Here is a 12,644-nt window from a genome sequence, read left to right as displayed (position 1 = left end):
GAATAAAAAAACAGGAAATAAAGAACGTGAAGAATGATGTAGCGGCAGGTATTACACCGATTATCGCTTTAGAAGATGTCCACATACAACTTGGGAAACGCACCATTCAGGAGAATATCAACCTGACGGTGAATGAAGGTGAATTTATCGCCATTCTGGGTCCCAATGGGGCGGGTAAAAGTACCCTGCTGAAGCTTTTACTGGGCCTGATCAAGCAAAGTTCTGGTTCAGTACGTGTGCTGGGAAAAGCGCCCCGCCGTGGTAATACGGATATTGGCTACGCGCCACAGCATCGCGTCCTCGAAGCAGATTTAGCGCTGCGGGCACGTGATGTCGTGGGCTTTGGACTGGACGGACACCGCTGGGGTCCTGGCTGGCCCAGTCGCAAACGTACGGCGATGATTGAAAAAGCGCTCGAAGAAGTGGATGCTCTCCATTTTGCTAACGCGCCGGTAGGACAACTTTCTGGCGGCGAGCAACAACGCCTGCTGATTGCGCAGGCGTTATTAACCAATCCACGCCTGCTCTTGCTGGATGAGCCACTCTCAAACCTGGACATCACACGTGGTCAGGAGATTGTCACCCTGGTCAATAATGTCTGTCGAGCCCGCAATGTGGCCGTCTTGCTGGTCGCACACGATGTAAATCCACTCTTGAACGTAATTGATAAGGTCATCTACGTTGCCAATGGGAACAGTACGATCGGAACGCCAGAAGAGGTTATCACGACCGAGACGCTCACACGGTTGTATGGATCACCTGTAGAAGTTGTTAGAGCCCTTGGAAGGATGTTTGTTGTTGGTGCAGAGATATAGGTCAGGAAAACTTCTATGTTGAATTCAATCATCGACTCGCTGCAATACGAATTTATCATCAATGCCTTGCTCGCTGGATCATGCATTGCGGTGGTCGCTGCGCTGGTGGGATATTTTTTGATTGCGCGTGGCCTCACCTTTGCTGGTCATGCTCTGCCCAATATCGGTTTCGCCGGAGCTGCTGGCGCAGTACTGATCGGAGCAAATCCAATCTACGGGCTCTTTGCCTTCACCATTGGAGCAGGTGTGATCATCGGGCTCATGGGTAAAGAGATACAGGAACGAGATATTTCCATCGGAATTATTATGACGTTTGCTTTGGGCCTGGGATTCATGTTTCTCTCCCTCTATTCGGGCTATGCAGAGCGCGTTTATAGTGTCCTCTTTGGCACCATCCTGGGAATTAGCCGGCAGGATGTCCTGCTGATGTTTATCGCTTGCCTGCTCACCATCGGCGCAATCATTGTCCTGTATCGACCCCTGCTCTTCAGCTCATTTGATCCAGTGGTCGCGCAGGCCAGAGGTGTACCCGTGCGTGGACTGGCGGTAGTGTTTCTGATGCTGGTAGCGCTGGCCGTCTCAATCGCCATCCAGATCGTAGGAGCCCTGCTCGTCTTCACGATGCTGGTCGGCCCTGCCGCCACCGCCGTCCGCATTGCCCGCCGTCCAGCCTGGGCCATCATGATCGCGATTGGCCTGGGATTGTGTTATATGTGGCTGGGTATTTTACTGTCGATCTCAAATGGTCTCTGGCCTGCCAGTTTCTATATTGCCACGATCGCATTTGCCGTCTATCTTCCCGTACGCTTCTTCTCTCCTTACTGGCTCGGACGTGGTTACAGGGAAAAACAACCAGGCAAAACAGTTGATGCTATACAGGAAAACAACCGGCAAGCCATGGTCGAGCCTGTCGAAGTAAGAGGGAGATAGAGCACATCATGCTAGAACTTTTCAGTCATGAATTTGTCCAGAACGCATTTATCGCTGGCACCATTGTGGCGATTGTGGCCGCCTGCGTTGGCTACTTCGTCGTGCTACGATCACAAACGTTCGCCAGTGAGGCGCTTTCCGATATCAGCTTCGCGGGCGCCACAGGAGCCGTTGTGCTCGGTATTAGCTCACTGTTCGGCATGCTGATATTCTCATTCATCTCAGCATTGGGTATGGGGGCGCTGGGCGAACGGATTCGTGGGCGCGACGTTGAAATTGGCATGATCCTCTCTTTCGCCCTGGGTCTGGGTGTACTTTTTGTAACCATCTACAACCGGACTGGTAGCGCCAACGCCAATGTTGGTATCGGTATTCTTTTTGGCTCTATCTTAAGCGTCCAGAGATCAGATGTGATAGTAACCTTACTCTGTAGCACGCTACTGATCCTATTATTAACTATCTTATTCCGACCTTTGCTCTTTGCATCCATTGATCCAGAAGTTGCCCGGACACGTGGCGTCCCGGTCCGCTTCCTCTCAACCGTCTTTTTGCTAATCCTCTCAGCCACCATCTCGGTCTCGATCCTGGTGGTAGGAGTATTGTTGATTATTGCTCTGTTGATTGCACCAGCGGCCACAGCGCTACGTCTGACCAATCATCCAGGAACCTCAATCGGGCTGGCAATTCTTCTGAGCCTGGTATGTACCTGGAGTGGACTGACGCTCGCCTTTACCGGCACGTTTGGGAAATACCTACCGGTCGGCTTTTATATTGTCGCACTGGCAACAGGACTCTACTTTGTTTCAGTGATCATGAGCCGACTGGGTATTATTCGCGCTCCCAAACGCGCCCAGCCACTCAAACGCTGTACCGGTTGTACTGATCGCGAAGAAATTGGTGTACCAACGTATTAAGAGCTGAGAAGCAAACAAAAATCTTGTGAAGAGGTAGCAGGAGTGTATAGAAAAGCCGGATAATACAGACAAGAAATGTAGTGAGACTGTGTCAGTTGTGATAGACTATAGTCATCAGAAGGCAATTGTGGCCCAATCAGCCAGTTGACCACCTGACGCGAAAGGTCCAGGAAAACCCGCATGAAGAAAGTACTCATGCAGATGAAATTGGAGAAACAGCCATGTCAAAGGAGATAACGGATAAAATTTACCATGCGTTTGACGAGATGAGTCAGCGCAACACCCGCCCACGCCGCCTCATTGCCGAGCGGTTAGTCGAGCTTGCCAATAATGGTGATGATTTTACCACCGACGATCTATGGCAAGAGCTACGAGCTGTGGATCCCAAAATAGGGCGCGCCACGGTATTTCGTTCCATCGAAAAGATGGCGGATAAAGGCCTGCTTGACCGCATCGAGTTTGCGGACGGTACGCATCACTACCGCATATGTGGTGGAAGTCATCATCATCACCTGACCTGCACCCAATGTCATCGTGTGGTCGAAGTCGACCTGTGCTTACCTGCAGATCAAATCCATGCGATTGGTGATCAGGCTAACTTTGAGATTGAAGGACATTCGCTGGCACTCTTTGGCCGCTGTGAAACCTGCCGTTCCTGATGTATGGCTCTCTATATGGCGAGCCTGCCACCAGTTCGCTGAATCCTGACACTTCCTCAAATTTTGCGTACCCACAAAAATCCGGCATACAACGAAAAGCGGATAAAATCATCCAGCCTGGGAGCAAGCCACAGCACGTTTGAACAAAGTCAGTGGCTGAGTCCCCTTTTGCGAATTTCACACGTGCTAATTATGTGAGACATGTTTTCTTAAACTCCACGCTGAAGAAGCCCCAACAGCGATGTCCTTCTATTTTTAAGGCAAAATGTAATTATACACGCCAGAGCACAGCAGTTGATCATTCCAACTGCCATCCTGTGCTGCTACAAACCCATAAGCTCAGCTAGAGGAAAGGAATGCAGCAAGCATGGAGTATTATGACAGCCTGCGAGACAGACAGAACGCAACGGACGTTATTCCCGATGTCAAAAAAATAGCAGTCCTGAGGGCAGACACTCTTGGGGATTTCATCTTCATACTACCAGCCCTTGAAGCACTTCGCCGCACATATGCCAATGCTGAAATAGTCTTACTGGGCAGAGGCTGGCACGCCACATTTCTCGAAAACAGGCCCGCCCCGATTGATCGCGTCATAGTTGTTCCGCCCTATGCAGGTGTCAGCGAAGAAACGGAATTCCCAGAAAATCAAAACGAACTGAAACAATTCTTTGCCGCAATGCGCGCAGAACACTTTGATCTGGCCATACAACTCCACGATGGAGGGCGGTACGCCAATCCATTTCTCCTGAAATTAGGAGCACAGACCAGTGCTGGCTTGAAAACGCCTGACGCAGTTCCACTCGATCGCTGGCTCCCCTATAGCGCGCTACAGCATGAAATCATCCGTTATCAAGAAGTTGTCAGTCTGGTTGGTGTTCCTAAACCGGTTGATAGCTGGCCGCGCCTGGCAGTCACACAAGCCGACCTGGACGCATCGCTGGCAATTGTTCCCGCACATCAACAATTCCTGGTAGCGCTGCATCCCGGTGCCAGTGAGCCGCGACAACGCTGGCCAGCCGCAAAATTCGCCGCAGTAGGTGATGCCCTGGCCAGGCTGGGTGCGCGCATAGTCGTTATTGGTACACAAACAGAAAAAGAGCTTACTGCCAGTGTAGTCCAGCAGATGCATATGCCCGCCCAGGACCTGGCAGGTCAGCTCTCTCCGGGCAGTCTCACAGGACTCCTGGCGCGCTGTAGGTTACTTGTCTCTAACGAGACTGGCCCCCAGCGTGTAGCAGGCGCTATTGGAACGGCCACAGTTGGCATCTACTGGTGTCTCAACATGATCACCGCCATGCCACTCAGTCGCCTTCAGCAGCGCCCTCTGGTTTCCTGGCAATTACATTGTCCAGCCTGTGACCATAATGTCCTCTACGAAACGTGTAAACATTCAGACTCGCTGGTCGCGAGTATTTCTACAGCAGAGGTCATTACAGCAGCCCGAGAATTAATCTCCCAGATATAAACATCAACTATAATCCGTTATCTGCATTTAGTACTGGGAACCTGACAGATTCAAGAAATAGTGGGCAACGGTTGAACCGACAAGATACAGGTTAGCGGCGGCGATATCATTGGTACGGAAACCTGTATTGATGAAATCACTGAGTGCCTGGGCCTGTACCATGCCTGACGAGAGCGTCGCGACGAGGCAGAGACCAAGACAAGCTGAGAGCAAACTTTGCCGCAAGAGTATTGTACGCATGCGCATTTTGCCTTTCTATAACGTTATTTACACCTGAAAAAGATGTTTTGGGCCGCTCCTTAGCCTGACATCCTGCCATACGTTCATCCTGAACACACATATTAAACAGGTTCTCTCTCTACTATATTGGCTATACAAAAAAACATGCTCAAATTTTTGCTCTGAAAAACGTAATACTAGAGTACAATGAAATTATCAGTAGCGCATTGGGGAGAGGATGAAGGTAGAAGGCCCGGATGAGTGTACCTTTCTCCCAATTTCCAGCGATAAAGTTACATATATAGCAAAGTAGCCGTCTCTAACCCGTTGGACAAAATATTTTATTTTATACATCAATCGTGAGAGTTGACATAAAGATGAAAGCAATACAATTCGAACAAGTTGGCTGGCTACTTCTCATCTTTGCCACCTGTCTGGCAGGAAGTTTGCTTTTATGTGGCATCGCCAAAAAGCTCTTCCCCACTTTTCGCAGTGGCGAACATAAGCCCGGTACTCACCGCATGGATATGCCAACGGTGGGACGCGAAATCAAGACAGTTGAGCTTCCCCTGGTGGGAGGGCCAGCCTTCACTATCGCCATCATCATTACAGGTATCTGTGCGGGCTATTTCCTGCATTTAGATCAAAACCAATGGAACCTGCTGTTGATAGCATTGGGAGCTACCGCCGGATACGCCATTATTGGTTTTCTGGATGATTGGCGCAAGGTATATCGAAATAAAGGTTTATCAGAAGCGGCCAAGTTTTCTGGCGTCTTCCTGGTGTCAGTTGTAGCAGCGGTCTGTTATTTCTTTTTCTTTTCTGCGGGACAAGAATCATATAGCATCTGGAAAGATCTTCCTTTACTGGGCAACTTGATCTGTGGAAATCCATCAGCCGTTGACCTACCCTGTCGCGTCACATTTCCACATGCTGCCTATTTTGGCTGGTTTATCTTTTTAATTCTACTGATAGGTTTCACAGGCACAGCGACCGCCGTCTCGGTCGATTTTAGTGATGGTTTTGACGGACTGGCTGGAGGATTGGTCTTTAGTGCTGCTCTGGCGCTGGCAATCGCCATATCAGGCCGTTTAGATGACCTGATCACCCATCCCGAAGGTCTGGTGCTGGAAGTCCTCTGTTTGATCTGTGCGGGAGCCGCTCTGGGATTTCTGCCCTGGAACTGGCCTTCTCCCTGGGCGGCCCGGCGTAGTGCCAGTGTCAAGAGGCGCGCGAAAATATATATGGGGGATAGCGGAGCCCTGGCGCTTGGTGGCTTGCTGGCGATGATCGCCCTTTTCTCGCGCAATGAAATTTTACTGCTGACCACTATTGGCGGCGTCTTTGTGCTGGAAGCACTCTCCGTGATTGTCTCAACGCGCATCCTCACGCCATTCTATCGCAAACGGATGAAGATTCTGCGCTTTGCCAACAACGGAGATTTTATCCCACATACTGAATTTCCTTTGCCATTTTTAGCCACACCGCTCCATCATCACTTCGACCTGCTCGGTTGGAATCGCAAGCACCTGGTCTACGCAGCCTGGACGCTTGGCGCAGTCTTCGCCGTACTGAGCGTACTCATTTCGGTCGACACGATCAGCTGGCAGCGCTATCTGGCTCGCTTTCTGGCCTTTGTACTGATGGCTGGTATCTGGTCTAGCGGCACCTGGTCCAAATGTTACTTTGTGGGCAAGCAGCCAAACTCTGGGCGCACCCGCCATCTGCGTCTCGCCCTCTATTATGGATATCCATTAAGTATCATGGGCATCAGACTCTATCATCATGTCGAAAGTATCGATGCCAGCGAAGATGTAATCGAGACACCGACTGAAGATATGGCACTCTTTCAACGCATGACCATCTTTGATGCACGTGCCATGCTCGGACTCTACTGCTATCGCGCAGGCTATTTTCCAGCCGCCATGGCGCAATGGAATCGTATTCCAGAGCGCAATCGCCTGCTCAGACCTGAGATCGCCAGACTTTTAGCCGAGGTAGACAATCGCCTGGCATTGGATAAACATGAGACCCAGCCAATGAAACGCGACCAGCTCAGAGCCAGGATCGAGGAACAGCGCCAACCAATCCTGACCGGAAACTTGCCACCAGCCGATATGCCCAATCCGCATGAGCCAATCAGCGCGGAAGAAGTCAACAGCGGCGAAACCGGCAGTCCCTGGAAAGCACTGGTTCCCGACAACAAAACCCCATCTGAACAATCTTAACTCGTACCGTAGCGGCAGCTTTCATGGCTGCGACCAGCTCGCGTCCGAGCACGCATCGCTCGCTGCTGCTATGGTTCTCATACACAAGGAAAGGGTGTGTATGGGAACCATGGCATTATGTATGAAAGACTACTGACACTTCCAGGTGACGGTGATTGGAATAGCATTATGAGGAGCCTGAATCGTGAAATGGGCGGTTTTAGCGGTTGTATCACCAAAATCCGACTGAAAGCACAGGAGAGAAACCTCCACATCAACCTTTTGTGTATCCTGTGCCCCTACCGTCCCCTGGTTATCATCACCATCGCGTGTAGCGATAACGCCTAGATACGAGGGACGATCTGAGGTCGCATACCAGTTTTCATCCGTATCGCTACGATTCGTTAAGGTAACGGGACAGGTCGCCATATCAGCACCCATGGTAGAGCAACCCGCCAGGTTCGTAAAAGAGGTTTGATTGGCCTGTAAGAGTTGCGCATTGGCAACCGCAGTACTTGTAGCAGCCACATGCTGGCGTGCCAGCGCTGTACTCGTCGCCTGGAGATGAGCCTGCGCCCGCGCAGTCGCAGTAGCCGCCTGCTGTGCCACTGCTGTCTGGGTAGCTCGCATACTATGTAAAGATTTCGCCACCGCCGTCCGTGTGGCTGAAGTGTCAACGTGAGCAAATACATCTAAACCGTTCGATGGATGACTTAACGTAAAGGCATACACCCAGCCAACGCCCCCCAACAAAAAGACCAGAATCAAAAGCGTCAGTAAAGTTGTCTTACGAGCAAAAAAATCATGTGCCAGCGGAGCACGGCGAGGCGGCAATGGCGCGATCTGGGGCCGAGTCGGACGCGCACGTTGTCCTGGCGGAGCAGCAATAGTGGGAGCACTATGGTCCAGGGGAGTTACATGTCGTAAAGCGCCACTCTGCGGAACAGACAAACCAGGCAATGCGCTACTCATCTGGACACCGCCAGGAACCGTTTGCAGCGCCTGTCGGAACGCCCGAGCAAAATCAGTAACTGAATTGAAACGTTCCTCCGGTCGCTTGGCCAGGGCCTTTAACAGTACAGTATCGACCGAGGTGGGAAGAGCAGGATTACGGCTGGAGGGTGGATCGGGATGCTGCGACAGATGTTTATACATAATGGTGCCAGGCCTGCCATCAAAAGGTGGATAGCCAACCAGCAATTCATAAGCCATAATTGCCAGAGCATATTGATCCGACGCCAGCACCGGATGACCGTCCCATTGCTCTGGAGCCATGTACATGAGCGTCCCGCGAATGGTCTGGGTAGAATGGGAAGTTCCTGACAGTGAGCGTGCCACACCAAAATCGGCCAGGAGGAGATCTGGCTGTGCTGGTTGCTCTGGCCGGATTCGCAAAAGAAAATTATCGGGCTTCACATCCTGGTGCACAATACCCTGATTGTGCGCATGCTGTAAGGCACTGGCCGCCTGCTCAATAAAACGCGCCACATCAGCAAGAGGCAACAACTGCCCATCGTTACGAGTCTGCATCCACTGATAAAGAGAACCTTCTGAGCGATAAGGCATCACCATATACGTGATGGTGGTCCCATTCACCTCCTGCTCGCCATAATCAAAAAGCGGCAGAATCGCAGGATGGTCTAAACTAGCGATGGCATGCATTTCCCGCTCAAAAAGCTGCGTCGACCTCTGGATAGCTTCCGCGACATGCAGCATAGGTGCATCATTGCGTACAACCTTTACCGCTACATGTCTTTTAATCCGAGTGTCATCTGCCAAATATACCTCACCCATACCACCACTTCCCAACACATGCAACAAATGATAACGACCGAGGTACATCCCGTCTAATGACATAGCTCGCTCCTCATAATCGGTAGACGTTACGTGTATAAGAATCTGGCACGATCACCATCACTATAGCACATATGAAACCATAACGCATAACATAGAAACAGATAAGTACTTTTATGCTCATAATAAAGCAATTTACACGCCGCATTTTTCAGGATAGTTGTTACTTTCCACTCGTGTTCAAGTCATCTAGACCACTATACCAGATTTATGATATAGTTACTTAGAGTGTGTCTGCATTGTTAGCGAGTAGATTATTTGGAGGATATATGTCGTCATTATTGGAGCAGGAAATCCATAGTCAGCCAGAGGTGATTGCACACCTTCTGGATAAAGAGACAGAGCACGTTAAAAAAATAGTGGCACAACTGCCTGCATTTGATTATATTTTGATTGCGGCCCGTGGTTCATCAGATCATGCTGCTACCTATGCGAAATACGCCTGGGCCACCATGGCACGTTATCCGATTGCCCTGGCGGCTCCTTCTTTGCAAACGTTGTATGCGACCCCTCCACGCATGAATAACGCCCTCGTAGTCGGTATTTCTCAGTCCGGCCAATCTCCGGACATCGTGGCTGTACTTGAAGAAGGCAAACGGCAGGGACGGCCTACGATCGCGATCACCAACGATGGCAATTCAGCTCTGGCTAAAGTTGCCGATCATGTGGTTGAGCTACATGCCGGTCAGGAGCGCAGTGTGGCCGCCACCAAGACATATACAGCCCAGTTAGCCATTATGATGCTCTTCGCAGCCGCCTGGAATGAAGATCCGCAGCGCTTGAGTGAACTACAACACATGCCAGCAACTATTGCGCAAACCTTAAAGGGCGCGGGTGAGATCGCTCAGCGTGCGGAGCGCTACCGCTATATGAATCAGTGTGTCGTGGTAGGCCGTGGCTATAACTATGCTACCGCGTTCGAGCTGGCGCTGAAATTAAAAGAACTAACCTACATCATGGCTACAGCCTACTCTTCCGCCGATTTTCGTCATGGTCCGATCGCGACGATTGAAGAAGGACTCCCTACCCTTCTGGCCATGCCGACTGGAGCTACCTTTCCCGACATGCTTGAACTGGCTAAGGAGCTACAGAAACGTCAGGCCGAGCTATTAATTATTTCCGATGCTGAAGACGCCCTGGAGCTTGCCCAGACACGCTTTGCCATTCCAGCTGGTGTTCCCGAATGGCTCAGTCCCCTCGCGGCTATTATTCCAGGACAACTCTTCGGACTCCACCTGACCCTGAGTAAGCGTCTGGAGCCCGATACTCCACGTGGATTGAACAAAATTACGCTGACTCGTTAAACTGTTGTTAGCTCCCCAAAAACGACCCCTCGAATACGAAAGCGAGGAGGTCGTTTTTGGGGAGACGATATTACTGTGTCGCCACGGTATTGGAAAAGTACCAGGGAGCCTCCTGCTGGCGGCGCTGCTCATAGCGAGTAATGTCATCCCTCGCCTGCAATGTCCAGCCAACCATATCAAGTCCCTTCAACAGACGTTCCTTACGGAAAGCATCGATTTCAAAACGCAGGACATCTTGATTGGGACGCGTCACGGTCTGGGCGGCAAGGTCGATCGTTAAACGATAACCTGGATTGGCCTCGATCTCGCGGAGAAATCCATTCACAATATCTTCAGCAAACACAATCGGAAGAATACTATTACTGAAGCAGTTATTATAGAAAATATCCGCGAAACTGGGAGCAATAATAGCGCGAAAGCCATACTCGGCCAGCGCCCAGGGTGCATGTTCACGCGAGGAACCACAACCAAAATTGTCACCCGCCACCAGGATGCTTGCATCTTGATAACGAACCTCATTCAACACAAAAGCTGGATTCGGCGTCTGCTCCTCGTCCAGATAACGCCAGTTGGCAAACAAGGCCTCAGCCAGGCCTGTTCGTTTAATGGTTTTAAGGAAGCGAGCTGGTAAAATCTCATCCGTATTCACATTTACGCGATCCAATGGCATCACCAGACCGCTATGCGTCGTAAATGGTTGCATATCTTCTTGAATCTCCTCTCAACTACCACTCGCGAATATCAACAAAATGGCCGGTCACCGCAGCGGCGGCAGCCATGGCAGGACTGACCAGATGGGTGCGTCCACCACGACCCTGGCGACCCTCAAAGTTACGATTGCTGGTAGAAGCACAGCGTTCGCCTTCGCTCAGCCGATCACCGTTCATCGCGATACACATACTACAGCCAGCCTCGCGCCATTCAAAGCCCGCCTCGCGGAAAATAGCGGCCAGCCCCTCTTCCTCAGCCATACGGCGCACATTCATTGAACCTGGCACGACCAGCGCACGAACATTGGGAGCCACATGCTTCCCTTTAATATACTGTGCCGCCATACGCAAATCGTCCAGCCGCGAATTGGTACAGGAACCAATAAAGACAGTATCCACTTGAATATCTGTAATCTTCTGTCCTGCCTGTAAACCCATATACTGTAAAGCTCGCTCATAGCTCTGACGCGCCAGCGGATCAGTCTGGGCAGCAGGATCTGGCACACTCTGGCTGACATCAATGACCATGCCAGGATTGATCCCCCAGGTAACCTGTGGCCCCAGATCATCCACAGTAATCTCATGAACTGCATCAAAGACTGCGTCTGGATCGCTGGCTAGCTCACGCCAGGCGGTTACAGCTTGCTCAAATAGTTCACCTTTAGGAGCATAGGGTCGATCTTTAATATAGGCAAAGGTGGTCTCATCGGGAGCAACCATACCCATACGAGCTCCGGCCTCAATCGCCATATTACAGAGCGTCATGCGACCCTCCATCGACAGCGCCCGGATAGCAGAGCCGCTAAACTCGATGGCATAACTAGTACCGACCCCGGTCCCTAATTTTCCAATCACAGCCAGAGCCAGATCCTTCGCTGTAACACCAGCCGAGAGCTTACCTTCAACCTGAATATTCATCGTCTTTGGCTTCTCCTGCCATAGACACTGGGTCGCCAGCACATGTTCAACCTCACTGGTCCCGATACCAAAGGCCAGCGCCCCAAAGGCTCCATGGGTGGATGTGTGGGAATCGCCGCAGACGATGGTCATACCAGGCAAGGTAATACCCTGCTCAGGTCCAATAATATGCACAATACCCTGGCGCGAATCCTGCATATCAAAAAGCGTCAGTCCAAAATCACGGGTATTTTGTTCCAGAGTAGTAATCGTTGTACTGATCGCCGTATCGACAATATCCAGCTTACGACGACCTTGCGTGGTAGGAATATTATGATCAAGTACCGCAATCGTCGCATCTGGACGGCGTACAGGCAAGCCAGCGGCACGTAAACCCGCAAAGGCCTGAGGAGAGGTCACCTCATGCACAAGATGCCGATCAATATAGATAAGAGTCGCCTCACCGGGCTGGTTCTTCACAACATGAGCGTCCCAAATTTTTTCAAACAGGGTTCGTGGATGTCTCTGCTGCCCTTCCACAGCACGATTATCCGCTACCATAAGCACCTCTTCTCTTGACTATCAATGTCCTCCAGACAAAACAAAGATCAGAGCAACCGCTTTCCAGAAGCCAGCAAGCTCCATGCATAGTCATCAAATGCCGTTCAGT

11 protein-coding genes are annotated in these 12,644 nt (G+C 51.0%); 7 read left to right on the top strand and 4 right to left on the bottom strand.

Annotated features, from left to right (window positions below; translation table 11 throughout):
- The first annotated feature begins 26 nt into the window (after window positions 1-26).
- From KDW_RS24760 to KDW_RS24740, 5 genes are all read left to right on the top strand, one after another.
- The gene (locus tag KDW_RS24760; protein ID WP_233097902.1) at window positions 27-815 is read left to right on the top strand and encodes a metal ABC transporter ATP-binding protein; all 789 of its coding nucleotides are present in this window, start codon (window positions 27-29) and stop codon (window positions 813-815) included.
- A 15-nt stretch (window positions 816-830) separates the two neighbouring features.
- On the top strand, window positions 831-1,745 hold the full coding sequence (locus tag KDW_RS24755; protein ID WP_151758616.1) for a metal ABC transporter permease: 915 nt from the start codon (window positions 831-833) through the stop codon (window positions 1,743-1,745).
- Between the two features lie 8 nt (window positions 1,746-1,753).
- Window positions 1,754-2,659, top strand: a complete 906-nt coding sequence (locus KDW_RS24750; protein WP_151758615.1) for a metal ABC transporter permease — start codon at window positions 1,754-1,756, stop codon at window positions 2,657-2,659.
- 221 nt (window positions 2,660-2,880) lie between these two features.
- Window positions 2,881-3,318, top strand: a complete 438-nt coding sequence (locus tag KDW_RS24745; protein WP_151758614.1) for a Fur family transcriptional regulator — start codon at window positions 2,881-2,883, stop codon at window positions 3,316-3,318.
- Window positions 3,319-3,685: 367 nt separating this feature from the next.
- Window positions 3,686-4,783 carry a glycosyltransferase family 9 protein gene (locus KDW_RS24740; RefSeq protein ID WP_151758613.1) on the top strand — a complete coding sequence of 366 codons (1,098 nt, stop codon included), beginning with the start codon at window positions 3,686-3,688 and terminating at the stop codon, window positions 4,781-4,783.
- A 27-nt stretch (window positions 4,784-4,810) separates the two neighbouring features.
- On the opposite strand, the gene KDW_RS24735 is transcribed toward KDW_RS24740, so the two are convergent.
- The gene (locus tag KDW_RS24735; protein ID WP_151758612.1) at window positions 4,811-5,023 is read right to left on the bottom strand and encodes a hypothetical protein; all 213 of its coding nucleotides are present in this window, start codon (window positions 5,021-5,023) and stop codon (window positions 4,811-4,813) included.
- 356 nt (window positions 5,024-5,379) lie between these two features.
- On the opposite strand from KDW_RS24735, the gene KDW_RS24730 reads away from it, so the two are divergent.
- The gene (locus KDW_RS24730) at window positions 5,380-7,230 is read left to right on the top strand and encodes an MraY family glycosyltransferase (protein WP_151758611.1); all 1,851 of its coding nucleotides are present in this window, start codon (window positions 5,380-5,382) and stop codon (window positions 7,228-7,230) included.
- Between the two features lie 129 nt (window positions 7,231-7,359).
- Here KDW_RS24730 and KDW_RS24725 read toward each other — a convergent pair whose 3' ends face one another.
- Entirely contained in the window at window positions 7,360-9,066 is a 1,707-nt protein-coding gene (locus KDW_RS24725) for a serine/threonine protein kinase (RefSeq protein WP_151758610.1), read from the bottom strand.
- A gap of 266 nt (window positions 9,067-9,332) precedes the next feature.
- Between KDW_RS24725 and KDW_RS24720 the strand changes: the two genes are divergently transcribed.
- The gene (locus tag KDW_RS24720; protein WP_151758609.1) at window positions 9,333-10,367 is read left to right on the top strand and encodes an SIS domain-containing protein; all 1,035 of its coding nucleotides are present in this window, start codon (window positions 9,333-9,335) and stop codon (window positions 10,365-10,367) included.
- Window positions 10,368-10,437: 70 nt separating this feature from the next.
- Here KDW_RS24720 and leuD read toward each other — a convergent pair whose 3' ends face one another.
- A complete protein-coding gene (leuD, locus tag KDW_RS24715; protein WP_151758608.1) occupies window positions 10,438-11,070 on the bottom strand; it encodes a 3-isopropylmalate dehydratase small subunit in 633 nt (210 codons plus the stop codon).
- A gap of 22 nt (window positions 11,071-11,092) precedes the next feature.
- A complete protein-coding gene (gene leuC, locus KDW_RS24710; RefSeq protein WP_151758607.1) occupies window positions 11,093-12,535 on the bottom strand; it encodes a 3-isopropylmalate dehydratase large subunit in 1,443 nt (480 codons plus the stop codon).
- Between the last annotated feature and the right edge of the window lie 109 nt (window positions 12,536-12,644).

The sequence above is a fragment of the Dictyobacter vulcani genome, from assembly GCF_008974265.1.
Lineage (GTDB): Bacteria > Chloroflexota > Ktedonobacteria > Ktedonobacterales > Ktedonobacteraceae > Dictyobacter > Dictyobacter vulcani.
This window is presented reverse-complemented; position numbering and strand designations above follow the sequence as displayed.